Source organism: Streptomyces angustmyceticus (assembly GCF_040701845.1).
Classification (GTDB): domain Bacteria; phylum Actinomycetota; class Actinomycetes; order Streptomycetales; family Streptomycetaceae; genus Streptomyces; species Streptomyces angustmyceticus_A.
In genome coordinates, this window is record NZ_JBFBHQ010000010.1 from 155,134 (window position 1) to 174,701 (window position 19,568).

17 protein-coding genes are annotated in these 19,568 nt (G+C 74.7%); 9 read left to right on the forward strand and 8 right to left on the reverse strand.

From position 1 onward, the window contains the following. Positions 1-96: 96 nt before the first annotated feature. Entirely contained in the window at positions 97-1,503 is a 1,407-nt protein-coding gene (locus AB0411_RS22530; RefSeq protein ID WP_366419065.1) for an MFS transporter, read from the forward strand. 105 nt (positions 1,504-1,608) lie between these two features. Here the strand turns inward: AB0411_RS22530 and AB0411_RS22535 are convergent, their stop codons facing one another. From AB0411_RS22535 to AB0411_RS22545, 3 genes are all read right to left on the reverse strand, one after another. After that, positions 1,609-1,800 carry a CsbD family protein gene (locus AB0411_RS22535; RefSeq protein ID WP_366419066.1) on the reverse strand — a complete coding sequence of 64 codons (192 nt, stop codon included), beginning with the start codon at positions 1,798-1,800 and terminating at the stop codon, positions 1,609-1,611. A gap of 131 nt (positions 1,801-1,931) precedes the next feature. Continuing rightward, positions 1,932-3,971: a helix-turn-helix domain-containing protein gene (locus AB0411_RS22540; RefSeq protein ID WP_366419067.1), complete on the reverse strand. Its 2,040-nt coding sequence runs from the start codon at positions 3,969-3,971 to the stop codon at positions 1,932-1,934. A 69-nt stretch (positions 3,972-4,040) separates the two neighbouring features. After that, positions 4,041-4,835, reverse strand: a complete 795-nt coding sequence (locus AB0411_RS22545; protein ID WP_366419068.1) for a 3-hydroxybutyrate dehydrogenase — start codon at positions 4,833-4,835, stop codon at positions 4,041-4,043. Between the two features lie 269 nt (positions 4,836-5,104). Here AB0411_RS22545 and AB0411_RS22550 point away from each other — a divergent pair, with 269 nt between their 5' ends. Continuing rightward, positions 5,105-5,659: a hypothetical protein gene (locus tag AB0411_RS22550; RefSeq protein WP_366419069.1), complete on the forward strand. Its 555-nt coding sequence runs from the start codon at positions 5,105-5,107 to the stop codon at positions 5,657-5,659. A gap of 36 nt (positions 5,660-5,695) precedes the next feature. Here the strand turns inward: AB0411_RS22550 and AB0411_RS22555 are convergent, their stop codons facing one another. The 3 genes from AB0411_RS22555 to AB0411_RS22565 all read right to left on the reverse strand — a co-directional run bounded on the left by AB0411_RS22555 (position 5,696) and on the right by AB0411_RS22565 (position 7,820). Next, positions 5,696-6,193, reverse strand: a complete 498-nt coding sequence (locus AB0411_RS22555; RefSeq protein WP_366419070.1) for an NUDIX hydrolase — start codon at positions 6,191-6,193, stop codon at positions 5,696-5,698. A gap of 67 nt (positions 6,194-6,260) precedes the next feature. Further along, positions 6,261-6,878, reverse strand: coding sequence for a hypothetical protein (locus AB0411_RS22560; RefSeq protein ID WP_366419071.1), 618 nt, complete (start codon positions 6,876-6,878; stop codon positions 6,261-6,263). 93 nt (positions 6,879-6,971) lie between these two features. Continuing rightward, positions 6,972-7,820, reverse strand: a complete 849-nt coding sequence (locus AB0411_RS22565; RefSeq protein ID WP_366419072.1) for a glutamate racemase — start codon at positions 7,818-7,820, stop codon at positions 6,972-6,974. Between the two features lie 176 nt (positions 7,821-7,996). On the opposite strand from AB0411_RS22565, the gene AB0411_RS22570 reads away from it, so the two are divergent. Beyond that, positions 7,997-9,196: a glycosyltransferase gene (locus AB0411_RS22570; protein WP_366419109.1), complete on the forward strand. Its 1,200-nt coding sequence runs from the start codon at positions 7,997-7,999 to the stop codon at positions 9,194-9,196. Positions 9,197-9,217: 21 nt separating this feature from the next. Here AB0411_RS22570 and AB0411_RS22575 read toward each other — a convergent pair whose 3' ends face one another. After that, positions 9,218-10,630, reverse strand: a complete 1,413-nt coding sequence (locus AB0411_RS22575; protein ID WP_366419073.1) for a TerD family protein — start codon at positions 10,628-10,630, stop codon at positions 9,218-9,220. A 246-nt stretch (positions 10,631-10,876) separates the two neighbouring features. Between AB0411_RS22575 and AB0411_RS22580 the strand changes: the two genes are divergently transcribed. From AB0411_RS22580 to AB0411_RS22605, 6 genes are all read left to right on the forward strand, one after another. Then, positions 10,877-11,326 carry a DUF6643 family protein gene (locus AB0411_RS22580; protein ID WP_366419074.1) on the forward strand — a complete coding sequence of 150 codons (450 nt, stop codon included), beginning with the start codon at positions 10,877-10,879 and terminating at the stop codon, positions 11,324-11,326. A 47-nt stretch (positions 11,327-11,373) separates the two neighbouring features. Continuing rightward, entirely contained in the window at positions 11,374-12,198 is an 825-nt protein-coding gene (locus AB0411_RS22585) for an MOSC domain-containing protein (protein WP_366419075.1), read from the forward strand. A 168-nt stretch (positions 12,199-12,366) separates the two neighbouring features. Further along, a complete protein-coding gene (locus AB0411_RS22590) occupies positions 12,367-13,257 on the forward strand; it encodes an MEDS domain-containing protein (RefSeq protein ID WP_366419076.1) in 891 nt (296 codons plus the stop codon). Then, positions 13,251-13,694 (forward strand): ATP-binding protein, encoded by a 444-nt coding sequence (locus AB0411_RS22595; RefSeq protein WP_366419077.1) that lies wholly within the window; start codon positions 13,251-13,253, stop codon positions 13,692-13,694. The genes AB0411_RS22590 and AB0411_RS22595 overlap by 7 nt, the downstream gene beginning before the upstream one ends. A gap of 171 nt (positions 13,695-13,865) precedes the next feature. Then, complete coding sequence (locus AB0411_RS22600) at positions 13,866-14,459, forward strand: Rv1733c family protein (RefSeq protein WP_366419078.1); 594 nt, start codon at positions 13,866-13,868, stop codon at positions 14,457-14,459. Positions 14,460-14,626: 167 nt separating this feature from the next. Then, on the forward strand, positions 14,627-17,071 hold the full coding sequence (locus AB0411_RS22605; RefSeq protein ID WP_366419079.1) for a right-handed parallel beta-helix repeat-containing protein: 2,445 nt from the start codon (positions 14,627-14,629) through the stop codon (positions 17,069-17,071). Here AB0411_RS22605 and AB0411_RS22610 read toward each other — a convergent pair. Then, positions 17,041-19,491 carry a hypothetical protein gene (locus AB0411_RS22610; protein WP_366419080.1) on the reverse strand — a complete coding sequence of 817 codons (2,451 nt, stop codon included), beginning with the start codon at positions 19,489-19,491 and terminating at the stop codon, positions 17,041-17,043. The genes AB0411_RS22605 and AB0411_RS22610 overlap by 31 nt on opposite strands. Positions 19,492-19,568: the final 77 nt, after the last annotated feature.

Sequence of the window (19,568 nt, forward strand, 5' to 3'; positions counted from 1 at the left end):
GAACTATGTCGTCCCACCACATACGCCTCTGACCTGCGTGTTCCTACGGTGTGGCGACACGAAGACGTCCCCGTCCAACGCCAGGAAGTGGTGCCGATGTCCTCCCCCGCGACCGCTGCTCCGCCACCCGCCAGCCTCAAGCGCATCGTCGCCGCCAGCCTGATCGGCACCACCGTCGAGTGGTACGACTTCTTTTTGTACGGGTCGGCCGCGGCACTGGTGTTCAACAAGCTGTTCTTTCCGGGCTCGGATCCGCTCGTGGGGACGCTGTTGTCATTTCTGACGTATGCGGTGGGGTTTGCGGCGCGGCCTCTTGGGGCGTTGGTGTTCGGGCATTACGGGGACCGGTTGGGGCGCAAGAAGCTGCTGGTGCTGAGTCTGCTGATGATGGGCGGGGCGACCTTCGCGATCGGGTTGCTGCCGACGCATGCGACGGTCGGGACCGCGGCGCCGGTGTTGCTGACCGTGCTGCGGCTGGTCCAGGGGTTCGCGCTGGGTGGTGAGTGGGGCGGGGCGGTGCTGCTGGTGTCGGAGCACGGTGACGCGCGGCGGCGCGGGTTCTGGGCGTCCTGGCCGCAGACCGGTGCGCCCGCGGGGCAGTTGCTGGCGACGGGTGTGCTGTCGGTGATGACGGCGCTGTTGTCCGACGCGGCGTTCGCGTCGTGGGGGTGGCGGGTGCCGTTCCTGCTCTCGGGTGTGCTGGTGGTCGTGGGGCTGTGGGTGCGGCTCTCGGTGGACGAATCACCGGTGTTCCGGGCCGCGTTGGCGAGCGCCGGTGCGCGGCGGGCACAGGGCGGCGCCGTGGAGAGGCTGCCGCTGGTGGCGGTGCTCAGGCACCACTGGCGGGATGTGCTGATCGCGATGGGCGCGCGGATGGCCGAGAACATCTCGTACTACGTGATCACGGCGTTCGTGCTCGTCTACGCCACCTCGCACACGCGGCTGTCGCAGCAGACCGCCCTCAATGCCGTCCTGATCGCTTCGGCGCTGCACTTCGCGGTCATCCCCGCCTGGGGCGCGCTCTCGGACCGGATCGGGCGCCGGCCGGTCTATCTGCTGGGCGCCGTGGGCGTCGCGGTCTGGGCGTTCCCGTTCTTCGCGCTGGTGGACTCGCGCCAGTTCGGGCTGCTGCTGCTCGCGGTGAGCGTCGGGCTGGTCTTCCACGGTGCGATGTATGCGCCGCAAGCGGCCTTCTTCGCGGAGATGTTCGCGACCCGGATGCGGTACTCGGGCGCCTCGATCGGTGCCCAGTTCTCCTCGGTCGTGGCCGGAGCGCCCGCCCCGCTGGTCGCGACGGCGCTGCTCGCGGACTTCGACAGTCCGGCGCCGATCGCCCTGTACGTCATCGCGGCCGCGCTGCTGACGCTGCTCGCGGTGGGCGTGGCGCGGGAGACCCGTAGCCGGGATCTCGCCGCGGTGGACGGCACGGCGACGGCCGACGCGTTCCGGGCGGCGGGCCCGGAAGCGGCGGAGGGCGGAACCTCGTCGGCCGTACCGTCCTGAGGGGTCCGGCCGAAGGGCCGGGGAACCTGATGTTCGGCGGGGGCGTGGCGGGCCGGGGACGCTCCGGGAGACGGGGCAGCAGGTCCGCCACGCCCCCGCCGGGCGTCAGGAGTTCTTGCTCTTCAGGGAGTCCTTCATCCCCTGGATGTTCTCCTTGGCGTTGCCCATCGCGCCCTTGGCCTTGCCCTTGGCCTCGTCGGTGCGGCCTTCGCTCTTCAGACGCTCGTCGCCCATGGCCTTGCCGGCCTTCTGCTTGGCCTTGCCCTTCATCTTGTCCATGGCGCCTTTGTCACCCATGACGAACTCCTCTTGTGCGGTGGGAGGGGAAAGCTTCGCCACCACGTTGCCGCAGGTCGCGGCGGCCCGCACCCGGAGGCGGCTACCGGTACCGGCCGGTTCGGGTGCCGGGGGCCCGGCAGCGTCGTTGGCTACCTGCCGGTATCGCGTGCCACGGCGGAGGACAGCTGGTGCAGCCGCAGCGCCAGCTGGATCTCCAGGGCACGCGCCGGGCTCTGCCAGTCGGGGCCCAGCAGCCGGCTCACCCGCTCCAGGCGCTGGGCGACGGTGTTCACATGGACGTGCAGGGCGTCCTTGGTACGGACCGGGCTCATGCCGCAGGCGAAGTAGGCGCCGAGGGTGCGCAGCAGCTCCGTCCCGCGCCGGGCGTCGTAGTCGGCGACCGCGCCGAGCGTGCGGTGGACGAAGCCGTCCACGTCGCGGGTGTCGGCGAGCAGCAGACCGAGGAAGCCGAAGTCGGCGGCGGCCGCGCCCTGGCCCGCCCGGCCCAGTACGCGCAGCGCCTCACCGCAGCGCCGGGCCTCCGCGTAGGCGTCGGCGACCGCGGCGGGGCGGGCGGCGGGGGCCGGGAGCGGGGCGGAGGCGCCGACCGTGACCGGCTGGTGCAGCGCGGCACCGAGCCGGGCGGCGATCTCCCGGGCGGTGTGTGCCGGGTCGTCGTCGGGGCCGAGCGGCAGCAGCAGGACGGCGCCGCCGTCGCGTACGGCGGCCAGGCCATGGCGGGTGGCGGCGAGGTGGGAGGCCGCCGACCACAGGCGGCGGCGGTCGGCGCCATCGGGGTGGGAGGCGGCATCGGCGGCCGGCGGTGCCTGGTCGGTCCGGGCCGCCAGGACGACATGCGGGGCGTCGAGGTCGGCGCCGACCCGGGCCGCGCGTTCGCCGAGCAGGCGGGGATCGCGGTCGGCGGCGTTCAGCAGGTCGTCCAACAGCTCGCCGCGCACCCGCTGTTCGGCCTCCCCGGCGGTCCGCCGGGCGAGCAGCAGCAGCGAGGTGACCATGGCGGCCCGCTCCAGGGTGCGCTGGTCGACCGGGTCGAGGGCCGGGTGGCCGCGCAGGACGAGCGCGCCCAGCACCTCACCGCCCGCCCCGACCGCGGCGACCCACTGGTCGCCCTCCCGTACGGCGTGGCCGTCGGCGCGGGAGCGGTCCAGCGCCGCGGCCGGGGCCCCGCCGGGCTCGGTGAACTCGACCTCGCCGTGCAGGACTTCCGCCAGCGCGTCGGCCACGTCGAGGACCCCGCCGCCGCGCAGCACCAGTTCGGTCAGCCGGTCGTGGATGTCCGAGGCGCGCTCGACGGCCGCGCTGCGGTCGCGGATGATCTCGTTCGCGGCCTCCAGTTCGGTGAGGGTCTTGCGGGTCTCGGCGAGGAGGCGGGCGGTGTCGATCGCGACGGCGGCGTGCGCCGCGTGGGCGGCGAGCAGGGCTATCTCGCCGTGTTCGAAGACCCGCTCGCGGCGGTCGGCGGCGAAGAGCACGCCGATCACGCCGCTGCCGAGCATCAGCGGCACCCCGAGGATCGCCACCAGGCCCTCGTCGTGGACGCCCGAGTCGATGCTGCGGGTGTGCCGGAACCGCTCGTCGTGGAAGTAGCTGTCGGTGACGTAGGGGCGGGCGGTCTGTGCGACCAGCCCGCCCAGGCCCTCGCCCATGCCGAGCCGCAGCTGCTGGAACCGCGCGGAGACCGAGCCGTCGGTGACCCGCATGAAGGTGTCGCCGGCGGCGGGGTCGTGGAGGGTGAGGTAGGCGACCTCGGTGCCCAGGAGGGAACGGGCCCGGCGCACGATCGCCCGCAGCACCGCGTCGGGGTCGCGCAGCCCGGCGAGGTCGTGGGCGGTGGCGTGCAGCGCGGACAGTTCGGCCTCGCGCCGCCGGCGGCCCTCCAGCTCGGCACGGACCCGCAGCGCGAGGAGCTTGGCCCGCTCCAGTGCGGCGAGCCGGGCGGCGGACGCGCCGTCGGCACGGGCGCGGAGCACCGGACGCTCGTAGTCCTCGGCGGGGGCGCCGGCGGTCAGCAGCGCGAGGAAGGCGGTCTCGGCCGGGTCGTCGTCGAACGCGCGGGCCCGGGCGTGGGGAACGGGCGCCGGCGGGCGGGCGGCCGCGGGGCCGGGCGCCGGCGAAGGCGCCGCCACGGGCTCGGGGTCCGGCTCGGGCACCGGCTGATCGCAGGACATGGTCACAGGGATACCTCCGGGTCGTCACGGTGCGCCAGCCTCCGCGGCCGGGTACCGGACCGGGGCCGCTCAATGCGCGGTCCAGCCCCCGTCCAGCACCAGCGAGGCACCGGTCATGAAGGACGCCTGCGGAGTGCAGAGGTAGGCGACGGCCTCGGCGACCTCCTCCGGTTCGAGCAGCCGCTTGAGGGCGGAGTCGGCGAGCAGGAGGTCGGTCAGGACGCGTTCCTCGGGGATGCCGTGCGCGGCTGCCTGGTCGGCGAGCTGCCGTTCGACGAGCGGGGTGCGGACATAGCCGGGGTTGACGCAATTGCTGGTGACGCCGTGCCGGGCGCCCTCCAGGGCGGCGGTCTTCGACAGCCCCTCCAGGCCGTGCTTGGCCGCGACGTACGCGGACTTGAAGGGCGAGGCCCGCAGGCCGTGCACGGACGAGATGTTGACGACGCGGCCCCAGCCCTGCGCGTACATGTGGGGCAGCGCGCCCCGCAGCAGCCGGAAGGGCGCCTCCAGCATGACGGTCAGCACCTGGTGGAAGACGTCGGGCGGGAACTCCTCGAGGGGGCGTACGAGCTGGAGGCCGGCGTTGTTGACGAGCAGGTCGGTGCCGGCCGCGGCCCGTTCCGCGGCGTCGAGATCGGTGAGGTCCAGCGCCCGCGGTTCGATGCCGCCGCGGCCGCCGTTCGGGTGATCCGCCACGAGGGCGGCCAGCCCGTCGGCGTCCCGGTCGACCGCGCGCACCGTGGCGCCGGCCGCCGCCAGTCGCAGCGCGCAGGCGCGTCCGATGCCACTGGCCGCTCCGGTGACGAGCGCGGTGCGGCCGTCGAGGTCGAGGGATACCGGGCCTGGGGTGCCGATCACGGTCATGCCCGCACCCTAGGTAGCGGCCGGGTCCGTCACCGATGTGGTCCGGCGCCACAGTTCGCGGCCCGCAGGTGGCGGCGGCCCACGTCAGATGTGGTGCCCGCGCCCGCGCCCGGCCGCCGCACCGCCGCTCCCGGCCGCCCGCCCGCTTCACCCGACCGGCCGTCCCGGATCGCCGCGCCCCCGTCGGGCCCCTAGCGTCGTACGACGCAGCGTGCTGTCCGCGCACCGCCGCCCCGTCCGCGCACCGCCGCCCCGAGGGAGAGACCGACATGCACAGGCTCATCGCCGTGCCGACGGCGCTGCTCGCCCTGGCCGCGGCGGGCTGCGGGGAAACCGACGGCGGCCGGGACCCGACGGCCGCGGCGTCGTCCGCCGCGGGCACCGCGCCGGGCCCGGACGAGACCCTTCGCGAGGATCCCGGCTCCGCGTCCCCCACCGTCCCCGGACAACCGATGGACTGCGGCGATCTGCGCGACGCACTGGGCAAGGCGGGTGACGTCACCCTCTACGCGGACCCGGCTGCCGGCGGCACGGTGGACTGCGGCGAGGCGCGCCAGGTGATGTCCGAGTTCTTCCTGCGGGTCCCGCACGAGGGCCGGGACGACCGGGGCACCCTGGCCGTGCGGGGCTGGTTCTGCCAGTACGAGAGCGGGCCCACCGGCACCTGGATCACGACCTGCCGCAAGGACAAGCGGGAGATGCACACCGAGGAGCCGACCGACCAGCCGTCCGGGGAACCCGGCGGACCGGACGGATCCCAGCTGCCCACGCTGCCCGGCGCGCCCTCCGGCCCGATGGACGAGCCGTCGACGGAAGAGCTGTAGCCGCCGGAGTGCGGGCGCCCGCCCGGGAACGACGCCTCAGGGCTGCTGCCCCTCCGGCTCCTCCCCCATCTTGTGGAACCACGTCGGCCCGGCCTCCTGCGCCCGCTTGATGCGGGTCAGCGCGTACTCCTCCAGCTCCGGCAGGGCGTCCACGTCGAACCAGCCCACCTCCAACGACTCGTCGTCGTTGACCCTCGCCTCGCCGCCGACCGCCCGGCAGCGCAACGTCACGTCCATGAACTGGCAGACGTCGCCATTGGGGTAGTGCGTGGGCGGCATGGTCTCGACGAGGACGACGCCCTCGGCGACGACCCGCACCGCGGTCTCCTCGTATACCTCGCGGATCGCGGTCTCGGCGGGCTGTTCACCGGGCTCGGGAATACCGCCGATCACCGACCAGCCACCCGTGTCGGCCCGCTTGCCCAGCAGGACCCGCCCCTGGTCGTCGAAGACCACCGCGCTCACCCCGGGCAGCCAGAGCAGCTGCCGGCCGATGGAGGTCCGGAGGTGACGGATGAATTCGGGGGTTGCCATGCTCCGACCCTACGGGACGTCCCCGCCGGGCCCCGGCCCCTGGGCGGGCCTCCGCCCCGCTCGGCGCTCAGGCGCCCGCCGGGGTCCCCTTGCGCGGCCGCAGCCGGCCGCGGATCGCACGGACGGCGCCCTCCGCGTCATCGACGGTGACGGTGAAGTCGCGCCCGTCGCCGAGCCGCACCACCACGCCCTCCCCGCGGCGCACGACCACGGCCGTGCCCTGCTCGGGGCGCCAGCGGTAGCCCCAGCCGCCCCAGTGGCGCGGGGTGACCTGGGGGGTGAAATCGGCGCCGACGACGGTGTCGAGGGGGATGCGGCGGCGGGGCACTCCTATATGGCCGCACCGCACCTCCAGGCAGTCCTTGTCGATGCGTACCGCGACATGGACGTAGGCGAGCGTGCCGAAGAGCACCAGCAGGCCGACGGCGACACAGCCGACCACCGACATCACCAGGGGCGCCAGGCCCGCGGTCCAGTTGCTCTCGACGGCGAGTTCGATGCCCAGCGCGAGACAGCCCGCACCGATCGCGGCCAGCAGCCACTGGATGCGGTTGGTGGCACTGCCGTGCCAGACCTCGGGGATCTCCGCATGGGAGCCGCCGGTGGGGCGCGCTCCGCTGTCGGCGCCATCGGTCGTACCAGGGTCGTCGGGGGCTGCTGCCCCCTCGTGGGGGTGGTCCCTCATGAGACGCAGCGTACGCGTCTTTGCACGCTGCGGCAGGGCATCGGCCGGTCGTTCACGGCCCGCAGCGCGGGACCGCCGACGTCATGGCTGACGTCAGCGGCGGACGGCCGCGGCGACCCCGTCGGCCCGGGCGGAGCCCCCGGCCGGGGCGCCCGGTGCGAGGTCCGTACGACTCTCGGCGAGCAGCCGGCCCTCGGCGAAGGTGAGCGCCGCGGCCGGCAGTCCGGCGGGGCGCCCGCTGAGGATCACGCTGAGGGCACCGGTCGGGGCGGCCGCCGGCGCCGGTTCGGCACCGATGCGGCGCAGCGCCTGGGCGGCGACCGCCTCGGCGGAGCCGTGCAGGACGAGGGCGGGGGCACCGGGCTGCTGGAGGGCGGCGCGGATGCGTTCGGCGACCAGTTCGTAGTGGGTGCAGCCCAGAACGACGCTGCGCAGGCCCCGCGGGGTGCGCGCCGCCGCGGCCGCGATGGCGTCGTCGATCGCGGCCTCGTCGGCGGCCTGGACCGCGTCGGCGAGCCCGGGGCAGGGCACCCCGGTGACCTCCACGCCCTGCCCGAACCGCTCGATCAGGTCCCGCTGGTAGGGGCTGCCGGTGGTGGCGGGGGTGGCCCAGATGGCGACCGGGCCGCCGCCGGCCGCCGCGGGCTTGATGGCCGGGACGGTGCCGATGACCGGGACCTGGGGTTCGAGTGCGGCACGGAGCGCCGGCAGTGCGTGCACGGACGCGGTGTTGCAGGCGACGATCAGGGCGTCGGGGCGGTGTGCGGCCGCGGAGCGGGCCACCGCCAGTGCGTGTGCGGTGACGTCCTCGGGGGTGCGGGGGCCCCAGGGCATGCCGTCGGGATCGGAGGAGAGGACCAGATCGGCGTCCGGCCGCAGTCGCCGCATGGCGGCGGCCGCCGCGAGCAGCCCGGTCCCGGAGTCCATCAGCGCGATCTTCACCCGGACACTTTACTCAGTCGCACGTACGGCTTGTCATACCGGGCACGGCGGCGGGGCGGGCCTGCGGGTGCGGCGGACGGCGGGCGGGTGCCGCTGGGCTCCGTCCCGCACCGGGACACCGTGTCGATCGCCGGTGCGGGCCGGTGGTGGTGCGGCAGACTGCGGCCGTGAGCGCGATGGAGTGGATCGGTGCCGGGTCGCTGCTGGCCTGGGTGTGGCTGCTGCTGGGGCAGGGCTTCTTCTGGCGGACGGACGTACGGCTGCCGGAGCGCCGGGACCCGGAGCGCTGGCCGTCGGTCGCGGTGGTGGTCCCGGCGCGGGACGAGGCCGCGGTGCTGCCCGAGAGCCTGCCGCCGCTGCTCGGGCAGAAGTACCCGGGCCGGGCGGAGGTGTTCCTCGTCGACGACGGCAGTACGGACGGGACGGGCGCGCTGGCCCGGGAGCTGGCGGCCGCGGGCGGGGGGCTGCCGCTGACGGTGTCCTCGCCGGGCGAGCCCGAGCCGGGGTGGACGGGGAAGCTGTGGGCCCTGCGGCACGGCATCGCGCTGGCGCGGGAGCGGACCGCTCCGGAGTACCTGCTGCTGACCGACGCGGACATCGCCCACGCCCCGGACAGCCTGCGGGAGTTGGTGGCCGCGGCCCGGTCGGCCGGCCTGGACCTGGTGTCGCAGATGGCGCGGCTGCGGGTGGTGACGTTCTGGGAGCGGCTGATCGTGCCGGCGTTCGTGTACTTCTTCGGGCAGCTGTATCCGTTCCGGTGGGTCAACCGGCCCGGAGCGCGGACCGCGGCGGCGGCCGGCGGCTGCGTACTGCTGCGGCGGGAGGCCGCGGAGCGGGCGGGCATTCCGGAGGCGATCCGGCATGCGGTGATCGACGATGTGACGCTGGCCCGTGCGGTGAAGCGTTCCCGGCCGGACGGGGGCATCGCGCGGCGATTCGGCTCGGGGCGGCGGGCGACGGGCGGGCGTATCTGGCTGGGGCTCGCGGACCGGGTGGACAGCGTGCGGCCGTATCCGCGGCCGGCCGAGCTGTGGCGGATGGTCTCGCGCAGCGCCTACGCCCAACTGCGGCACCAGCCGCTGCTGCTGCTCGGCACGGTCCTCGGTCTCGCGCTGGTGTATCTGGCCCCGCCGGTCGTGCTGGTGGCCGGGCTGGCCGCCGGCCGTACGACCGTCGCCGTGCTCGGCGGGGCGGCCTGGGCGGTGATGTGCGGGACGTATCTGCCGATGCTGCGCTACTACGGGCAAAGGCCGTGGTGGGCACCGCTGCTGCCGTTCACCGCGCTGCTGTATCTGCTGATGACGGTGGACTCGGCGGTGCAGCACTACCGGGGGCGCGGTGCGGCCTGGAAGGGGCGGACGTATCCGGCGCCCTGAGCGGCGCCCCCGGTGCCGCCGTCATTTGCGGGCCGGTGACCAGTCCAGGCCCCAGCCGTAGGCGTGGTCGACGGTGCGCTGGGGGCTGACGCCGGGCTCGGGCACGAGGTAGCGGGCCTCGCGCTGGACGACGAGTTCGCCGCCGGTGTTGGTGATCAGGGCGAGCGCGCAGACGTTGGAGGGCACCGTGCAGGCGTCGAGCGAGAAGTCGACGGGGGCACCGTGCTGGGGCTGGAGGGTGACCGTCGCGCTCAGGCCCTCGAAGCTGCGGGCGCCGGCGTAGACCGTGACGAAGATCAGGATGCGCTTGATGCGTGCCTGGTGGTCGAGGTTGATGGTCATGTTCTCGCCGGCCGCGACGGCACCCGTGCGGTCGTCGCCGTCGAGCTGGATGAACGGCGGGGCGTGCAGGGCGCCGAAGTTGCTGCCGAGCGGGTGGACCACCCCGGCTGCGCCGTCGGTGAGCTCGTACAGCGCGCACAGGTCGAGGTCGAGCTCGCCGGACGGGGGCAGCAGCGACCCGCGGGCGCCCATGGCCTGCATCGCCTTGCGGCCGAGTTTCTTGCCGAGCCGCTTGCCCGTCGGACCGCCGCTCCAGTTGAGGTTCACCCGCATCGCCCCGGAGGTGCCGCCCTGCTTGGTCAGGGAGACGGCGGGGGCGTCCTTCGTGAGGGTGACTTTCGTCAGACGAACGGGAGGGGCCTGGGGTGCGGGCGCGGGCTGCCCGGACGGAGCCGGAACGGAGGCGGCGGGCTGTCCCGCCGGCGGCGGCGCGGGGGCCATGGGGGGCGGGGCCATCGGCGGGGCGGGCGCCGGAGGCGGCGGGGCGGGCGCCGGAGGCGGCGGGGCGGGCACGACGGGGGCGGGCGGCGCGGGGGCCGGGGCGGGCGTGGCGGGCTGCGGCGGTGCCGGATCCTCGACGCTGATGCCGAAGTCGGTGGCCAGTCCGGCGAGCCCGGTGTCGTAGCCCTGCCCCACCGCGCGGAACTTCCAGGCGCCCTGCCGGCGGTAGAGCTCGCCGAGCACGAAGGCGGTCTCGCTGCCGGCGTCCCGGCTGTCGAAGCGGGCCAGCTCCGCGCCGCTCGCCGCGTCCCGTACCCGGATGTGCAGCCCGGGCACGCTCCCGAAGGTGCCGCCGTCGGCGGAGGCGGCCAGCACCACCGTGTCGACGGCGGGCTCGACGGCGGCCAGGGCGACGGTGAGGGTGTCGGTCACGGCGCCGCCGGCGGACCGCTTGCCCTCGTGACGTACGGCGCCCGAGGCGTGCGCGGCCTGGTTGTAGAAGACGAAGTCCCCGTCGTCGCGGACCCTTCCGGACACCAGCAGCAGGGCGGAGGCGTCCACGTCCGGTGTCCCCGGGGCCGCCTGCCAGCCCAGCTCCACCCGGACCTTTGGGGCCGGTACCGGGACATTGCTGCCCTTGAGCATCGACATCGCCGCGCCTTCCTCTCGTCCGCCGTGCCCCCTGGCCGGTGGCACTCCCAACCTACTTGGCCCGAACCGTTCCGAACGCACCTTGTTCACCTGCGAGAAGCGGCGTCTTTACACGATCCCTACGGGCGATCGCGACCGATTTCCACAAGTTCGCTCGCATTGGCGCTCCACGCCCACTCCCAACACGCAAAACAACCCTCTTTTCAGGCTCCCCAATCGGCACATCGTGGGCTTAACTTATGAGGCATGACCTCCCCCCGCTCTACCTACGGCGGCTACTACGCTTCGCCCTCCTTCCCGGACACCCCGATCTACGACAGCCTCGTCGCCGAACGGGGTACGCCGCAGATCGCCCCGATCCGGGTGAACCCCTCCCCGTACGAGACGGGTTCGTCCTATTTGCCGGCGCTTCCCTCGGCGCTGCCGGCACTCCCTGCCGCGCCCTCCTACCCGTCGCCCGGCCAGGGCTATCCGGGAGCGGCCGCACAGCCGGTCGCCCCGCTGCAGCAGGCTCCGGCGCCGTACATCCCGCAGCAGGCGGGCGGCCGCGGCTACCAGTCCCCGCAACAGCAGCAGCCCCCGCGTCCGCCCATGGGCACGGGGTACGAGGCGATGCGGCCGGCCGCCCCGGTGGCGCCCCGGCAGGCGTCGCCGTACGACGACCCCTACGGCCGGCAGTATCCGCGGGGGTACTGACCCGGCCGCTCGGCCAACCGTCCGAGGCGGCTGGCAGGATGGAGGGCATGCTCAAGCCTGCCCTCCGGTCGATCCATCTCTACCCGGTCAAATCCATTGCGGGGTCCGGTCCCGGCGAGGCGGTCGTGGAGCCGTGGGGGCTCGCCGGGGACCGACGCTGGCTGCTGGTGGACGCCGAGGGCAGGCAGATCACCCAACGGCAGCAGCGGACCCTCGCGTTGGCGCACGCCGAGGAGCAGGCCGGCGGCGGCCTGCGGTGCACCGCGCCCGGAAGGGAACCGCTGACGGTCGAGGTGCCCGCCTCCGGGGAGACGGTCCCGGTCCGGATCTGGAACGACGAGGTCGAGGCGGTGCCCGCGGACCCGGTGGCGGCCGAGTGGTTCGGCGGCTATCTGGGCGTCGAGTGCCGGCTGGTGCACCTCGACGCCCCGGAGAAGCGCCGCCCCGTCGACCCGGACCACTGCACGCCCGGTGACACGGTCAGCTTCGCCGACGGCTTCCCGCTGCTGCTGACGACCACCTCGTCGCTGGACGCCCTCAACTCCCTCATCGCGCAGGGCGACCACGCCGACGAGGGCCCGCTGCCCATGAACCGTTTCCGGCCCAATGTGGTGGTGGACGGCACCGCCCCCTGGGCGGAGGACGAGTGGCGGCGGATCCGCATCGGCGAGGTGGAGTTCGAGGTGGCCAAGCCCAGCTCGCGCTGTGTGGTCACCACCACCGACCAGCTCACCGCCGAACGCGGCAAGGAGCCGCTGCGCACCCTCGCCCGGCACCGCCGCTTCGGTGACCGGCTGGTCTTCGGCCAGAATCTGATCCCCCGCGGGGTGGGCACGATCCGGATCGGCGACCCGTTCGAGATACTCGGCTGACCGGCCGGCACGGCACGCGCCCGACGGGCCGCCGTGGCCGTTCGCCGGGGTCGCGCGGGCGTGCGGCGACTGGCGACTGCGGACCGCCGCGGCCGGTGACCACCTGCCGGCGGGAGCGCCCGGCGCCGCCGGCGGCGCAGCCCGACGGAGACGGAGAACTGGGTGCCGATGTCTGCGAGGGACACCGGGGGCGACCGCCTCCTTCCCGTCCAGCATCTGCGGCCCGGGGACCACGCCTTTGTGAGCTACGGCGACGACGAGGTGCGCTGGGAGGCCGTCACGGCGTTCGTCCGGCTCGGGCTGGCCCGCGGCGAGAAGGTCCTGGTGCTGCCCTGCCCCGGGGTGCCCGAGGACGAGGTGCTGGCCAGGCTCGACTTCCCCGGCCGCAGCACGGTCCCGGCGCGCGGGCGCGGCCAGTTGGTGGTGAGCTGCATGCGCGAGGTGATCCGGCCGGACACGGAGTTCACCGCGGCGCGCCAGATGGGCCGGCTGTACGCGGAGACGGACCGGGCGACGGCCGAGGGCTATGCGGGCCTGCGGGCGTACATCGACATGGGCTGGGTGCGCGCGCTCGGCGCGGACGTCGAGGTGATGGCGTGCCGCGAGACCGGTGCGCAGGCGCTCTTCACCGGCCGGCCCTACACGGAGCTCTGCGCCTACGACCGCCGCCGGTTCGACCGCGCGGTGCTCGCCGCCATGGAGCGGGCGCATCCGCGCTCCCTCCTGGAACGCCTCGGCAGCCTGCGGTCGTTGCGCGCCCCGGACGGCGCGCTGTGCTTCGTCGGCGAGGCGGACGCCGCGCACCGGACCGCGTTCGGCCGGTCGCTGGAGCTCGCGCTGGCGCAGACGGCACCGGCCCGGCGGCTCACCGTCGATCTGACCCGGCTGCACTTCCTGTCGGTGGGCTGCGCCGTCGGCCTGCTCCTGCTGGCCAGGGGTGCCGCGGGCCACGATCTGGTCGAGGTGCGCTGCGCGGCGGGGCAGCGCCGGCTGCTGCAGCGGCTGGGCGCGGGGACGGTGCCGCGGCTGGCGCTGACGGAGGTGGTGCGGGCGTGGTGAGCCCCGATCCGGCCGGGGTGCCGGCCGAGGAGTCCGGCCGGCGGCTGCTGCAGCGGCGCTTCACCGCCCGGCTGCTGCCGCAGGTGCGGCTGCTGGTCGAGGAGTGCGCGGCCCGGGAGGGGCTGGGCGAGCCGCGGCGCGGCGAGTTCGTCCTGGCGGTGGACGAGATCGCGGGGAACGCCGTGGAGCATGCGGGCGGTGCGGGGCGGCTGGTGCTGCGGCGGGTGGGCGACGAACTGGAGTGCCGGATCAGCGACGCGGGCCCCGGCTTCAGCGAGGAGGTGATCCCGGAGCTGCTGCCGGGCCTGGACGGCGCGCCGAAGGGGCGCGGACTGTGGCTGGCGCGGCTGGTGGCGGACCGTTTCACGGTGGCCGCTGGGGCTCCGGGGCCGGGGGGACCGGGTGCCGTGGTGACGCTGGCGGTGCGGCTGCGCTGAGCGCGGCGCCGTTCGGGCCGCGCGCTCCGGCGCGCGGGTCCCGCTTCACGCGCCATACGTCCGGTTGTCGCTCTTTGTACCGGGAGAAGTTGCTCTCTCTTCGCGGAAGTCTCGCGTGGACCACCCCTGATGAGGTATCCACGGACACGGAGAGGGGGCAGGATGCGAGCGATGAGAGGTGTGTGGCGCTGGCGGCGCAATCCGCTGCGGCGCCGGACCGACCGGATCGAGGCCTGGGTGGCGCTCGCCGCCGCCCTCCTGGTCGTCTTCGGGGCGACCTCCGCCGGCTGGCTCGCCGGGCGGGCGACTCATGGTGCGCTGCTGGAGACCGTACGGATACAGCACCAGCAGCGTCAGCTGGAGTGGGTGACGGTCGACCGGCTGGTCTCCCGGACCCCCCTCGACCCCGATCCCGAGACGTCCTCGCAGCGCGATGCGCACCGCCGGGTCGTCGCCCGCTGGACGGGCCGGGACGGCACTGCGCACATGGGGCAGCTCGCCGCGCCGCGTCCCGTGGAGACCGGTGAGCGGTTCCGGATCTGGACGGACGGCCGGGGCCGGGTGGTGCCGCGGCCGATGGACGCCGGCACGGCGGGCACGCACGCGGTGCTGGCCGGTCTGGGCACCGCGGCCGGGGTCGGCATGATGGTCGAGGGCGCCCGGCGGCTGATCGTCTGGCTGCTGATGGTGCGTCGCTTCCGCCGCTGGGACGAGGCGTGGGAGCGCGCCGGGCAGGACTGGGGCCGGGCCGGCGCGGGGAGTTGAGAGGCCGCCTTTCCGGGTGGCCGACCGTGTCAACTGCCGCCCGCCGGGCGCGCTACGGTGGTGGCGCCAGCCTCTCGGCTGGGGCCTCGCAGACCGGAATGCGGACATCCGCGGACGGATGGTGCCGGGCCGACGACAGCCGCACGAAGTGGGGACACGACAGCGCCATGGCACAGGGCTCGGTCCAGGTGACGCACTCCGGAACGTCGCGTTGGCGGCGCCGCACAGGGGAGTACAGCTCGCTCGCCGCCGCCCTGGAAGCCGCGGGGGACGGTGATGTGCTGACCGTGCCGGCCGGCACCTACCGCGAGAACCTGGTGCTGGTGCGCGCGGTGACGCTGCGCGGCCCGGACGGTGCGCGCGGTTCGGTGCGGATCGCCCCGGCCGACGGTGTCGCACTGACCGTCCGCGCCTCGGCCAGCGTCCACGATCTGCACCTGGAGGCGACGGACTCGGCCTCGCCGGCGCTGCTGGTGGAGGACGGCGCCCCGGAGCTGTCCGGCCTGCGGGTGGTGACCCGCTCCGCGTCCGGCATCGAGGTGCGCGGCGGCGCCCGCCCGACGGTGCGGCGCTGCACGGTCGACAACGCGGGCGGGGTGGGCATCAGCGTCCTGGACGGCGCGGGCGGCGTCTTCGAGGAGTGCGAGGTGATGGCCGCCGGGCAGACCGGAGTGGCGGTGCGCGGCGGGGCCCACCCCCGGCTGGAGAACTGCCGGATCCACCACGCCTCGGGCGCCGGCCTGTCGGTCAACGGCGAGGGCAGCGCGGTCGAGGCGGTGGGCTGCGAGCTGTACGAGATCAAGGGCGCGGGGATCCAGGTGGCCGCGCGGGCCACCGGCCACCTCACCGACTGCACGGTGCACCGCACCTCCGCCGACGGCGTCACCCTCGACACCGACGCGGTGCTCACCCTCGCCGACTGCGACATCCACGACATCCCTGAGAACGCGGTCGACCTGCGGTCGCGTTCGGTGCTGACGCTGACCCGCAGCACGGTGCGGCACTTCGGACGCAACGGCCTGTCCGTCTGGGACCCGGGCACCCGGGTGGACGCCAACCAGTGCGAGATCCACGACAGTACGGGCGACTATCCGGCGGTATGGGTCAGCGACGGCGCCACCGCCCTGCTGGACTCGACACGGGTGCACGATGTGCCGGACGCCCTGTTCGTGCTGGACCGGGGCTCCCGCGCCGATGTCGTGGACTGCGACATCGCGCAGGTCCGCAACACCGCGGTGTCGGTCAGCGACGGGGCGACCGTACAGCTCGACGACTGCCGTATCCGGGAGGCGGCGACCGGTGCGTGGTTCCGCGACCACGGCAGCGGCGGCACCCTCGCCAACTGCACGATCGACGGCGCGCAGACCGGGGTGATCGTCACCAAGGGCGCGGACCCCACCATCGAGGGCTGCACGGTCAGTTCACCGGCCGAGGCCGGCTTCTACGTCTCCGCCGAGGGCCGCGGCACCTTCCACGGCTGCCGCGTCACCGGGAGTTCGGGGTTCGGCTTCCATGTGATCGACGGCTGCCGTACGGCGCTGACCCGGTGCCGTACGGAGCGGTGTGCGCGCGGCGGCTACGAGTTCGCCGAGGGCGGCGCCGGGCACAGCGACGGGCCGACGGTCCAGGACTGCACCAGCGACGAGAGCCGTGCCGTGCAGGCGCCGGCGGCCGGAGCGGTGCCGGCTCCCGCGGTGGCGCAGGCGACCCAGACGGCGGGGCTGCTGGGCAACGTCCCGGCGCAGCTCCCGCCGCCGGCCGCCCAGGCCGCCCCGCCCGCCCCGGAAGCGGCCGTCAGCAGCCGGCCCTCCGACGAGGTGCTGGGCGAACTGGACACCCTCGTGGGGCTGGAGAGCGTCAAGCGCGAGGTGCGCAGCCTGATCAACATGATCGAGATCGGCCGGCGGCGCCAGGAGGCGGGCCTCAAGGCCGCTTCCGTCCGCCGCCACCTGGTGTTCACCGGCTCCCCCGGCACCGGCAAGACGACCGTGGCCCGGCTCTACGGCGAGATCCTGGCGTCCCTGGCGGTGCTGGAGCGCGGGCATCTGGTCGAGGTGTCCCGGGTGGACCTGGTCGGCGAGCACATCGGGTCGACGGCGATCCGTACCCAGGAGGCGTTCGACCGGGCGCGCGGCGGGGTGCTGTTCATCGACGAGGCGTATGCCCTCTCCCCCGAGGACTCCGGGCGGGACTTCGGGCGGGAGGCCATCGACACCCTGGTGAAGCTCATGGAGGACCACCGCGAGGCCGTGGTGGTGATCGTGGCGGGCTACACCGCCGAGATGGAGCGCTTCCTGGCGGTCAACCCCGGTGTGGCGTCCCGTTTCTCACGGACCATCAAGTTCGGCGACTATGCGCCCGAGGAGTTGCTGCGGATCGTCGAGCAGCAGGGCGAGGAGCACGAGTACCGCCTCGCCGAGGGGACCGGCGAGGGGCTGCTGAAGTACTTCACGGCGCTGCCCAAGGGGCCGTCGTTCGGCAACGGCCGTACCGCGCGGCAGACCTTCGAGGCGATGGTCGAGCGGCACGCGGGGCGGGTGGCACAGCTGGCCGCCCCGGACACCGACGACCTGTGCCTGCTCTACCCGGACGATCTGCCCGAACTCCCCTGACCGCCCGGACTCCCCTGCGCCGGGCGCTCGTCCGGGCACCCGCCGACCGCGCCGTGGCCGGCCGGACGCTGGCCCGGCAGGTCAGGGCCGAGCCGGGCGATCAGCTCGGCGCGCACCCTGCCGAAGACCGGGTCCGCCTGGTAGTCGCCGTGGCCCAGAATCTGGGCGGGCAGCGGGTTTTGGAGGGTACGGCCGAAGGCGAGCGGGTCGCGCAGCGGTCCCTCGTCGATCCGGCGGCCGTCGTCGCAGGTGAGCCGGATGGGGCCGCCGATGGGGTCGGTGAAGCGCCACAGGTTGCGCCAGTCGTCCATCTGGCGGTGCAGTCCGGTCAGCGCCGGCGGCCCGAAGAAGGCGGGGAACCAGCGCCCGTAGAGCCGCTCCAGCGGGCTGCCGTACGTCAGCAGCGCGACCCGGCTGCGAGTCACCAGGTCCAGCTGCCAGACGGCGGCGGCCGCCAGCACACTGCCCTGGGAGTGCCCGGAGAGCACCAGCCGGCCGTCGAACCGCTCCGTCCAGGTGGCCATCCGCCAGGTGAGGTCGGGGACCGCGCGCTCGGCGTAGCAGGGCGGCGCGAAGGGGTGGGCGGCGCGCGGCCAGAACGTCCCGACGTCCCAGAGGATGCCGATGGTGCGGCGGGCGGAGTGGTCGCGGTAGGCCCGCCGGCCCATGGTGATCAGCAGTATGACGCCGGCGCTCATCAGCCAGGAGCCCAGGGACTCGGCGGTCTCGGCGGCGGCGTGCACGACCGGCGGCGCCCCCTCGGTGGCGCGGCCCGGCGCCCGGTCACTGAGCCAGGCACCGGCCACCGCGCCCGCGCCGAGCACGAGGGTGACGGCGGCGGTGGCCGCGACCAGGACGGGGGCGGAGTCGGTGAGTCCGGCGCCGGCGATGGTGCCGGCGATCCGCTTCGTCCGGCGCTCGTCGGGGTGCTCGCGCGGGTCGTAGAGCCCGGGGACGTCCTTGGCCACCCGGCGGCTGACGATCATCACGCGGACCGCGGCGAGCATCACGACGATCACGACGACGACCAGCAGGACCGGGATGACCGACGCCTGCCAGGACAGCAGGACCGGCGGCCCCGGGATGGGCGCGTGTTCCTGGCCGGGGGTCGCACCGCCGTCCAGCCAGTCCGCGAACCGCTGCGCCACTCCCCCGGACAGCACCCCGCCGACCGCGCACGCCAGCAGGGCGACGGCGGGCCCGCCCATGCCGCACAGGGCGGTCCGGGCGTCGTCGGGGGCGGAGCGCTGCAGGACCCAGGCGGTCAGCGCCAGCGCGAGCACCAACAGGCCCTGGAAGACGGCGATCCCGCCGAAGGCCGCGGCGCCGGGCAGGGCACCGTGGCTGTGCGCTCCGGGCCGCGCCCAGCCGGTGTGCACGACGATCAGCGCCAGCGCCCCGAGGGAGGCGAACGGCAGCGCCCGCACGACCAGATGGTCGGACTCGTCGTCCGGCGCGGCCTCACTGCGGGCGGTGCGCCAGACCACCACGACGGTGACGGCCGCGAGCAGGATCACCAGGGCGGCCAGCGCCCGCCCGGTGACCGCGAGGGCGGTGGGGCCGCCGTCGCGCCCGTCGGCCCGGGCGCCGGCCGCGAGGAGCACGGCGGCGATGGTCAGCACGCCGGCCGTGGTGTGGGCGGCGCGCAGCCGGGCGACCAGCCGGCGGCCGTACCAGAAGCCGTTGAGGCTGAGCGCGGTGCGTTCGGCGACCGGGGTGTCGCGGGAGGTACCGGGCTGCCGGGGCGGCGGTGAGGCGGATTCGTAGGCGCTCCACGTACGGCGCGAGAGCCACCACAGGAAGCCGATGACGAGCAGCGGCACCATGGCGGCGAGCGCGAGACGACGGCCCGGGGCGCTCCACCAGCCGGCGTTGTCCGGACTGAGGAAGCCCATCCAGGACTTGCCGGCGGCGCAGACGGTGGTGCCGGCGCACTGCCAGGCGGTGAGGTCGAGGGCGACCTCGCAGGCCGCGGCGGCGAGCAGGACGGTGAGGGTGAGGGCGAGGATGCGCACCAGGAGGTCGTAGAGCCGCTGGGCCGGATGCTCGGGCGGGGCCGCCGGGCGCATCCAGTGGGCGAGGTTGGCGACCATGAAGGGCACCAGCAGCAGCCACAGGGCCCGGGCCCCGTTGCCCGAGGTGAGGTTGGACCAGCAGTACGCCTCGCGCACCGGCTCGCCGCGGTAGTCGTCGGGCCGCTGCTCGGCGTCCGCGTCGTCCGTGCGCCGGTAACAGGCGGCCGTGTCGTCGCCGGTGATCAGCTGGACGCGCGGGTCGCCGAGCATCTCCTGCGCGGTGGTGCCGCCGACGCCGTGCACCAGCAGCTCCAGGGAGAGCTGCGGCGCCCCGGGCGGCGGCCCGTCCGCGGTTCCCTCAGGGTCCGTTGAACGCGCATGCGGTGTCGGGTCCGCGGTCTCCACTGGTGTCCCCCGTAGTCGTGCGTGGTGTGGTGCGGGCTGGGTGCGGTGCTCGGGCTTCTCGTGGGTGGGGTCGTGCG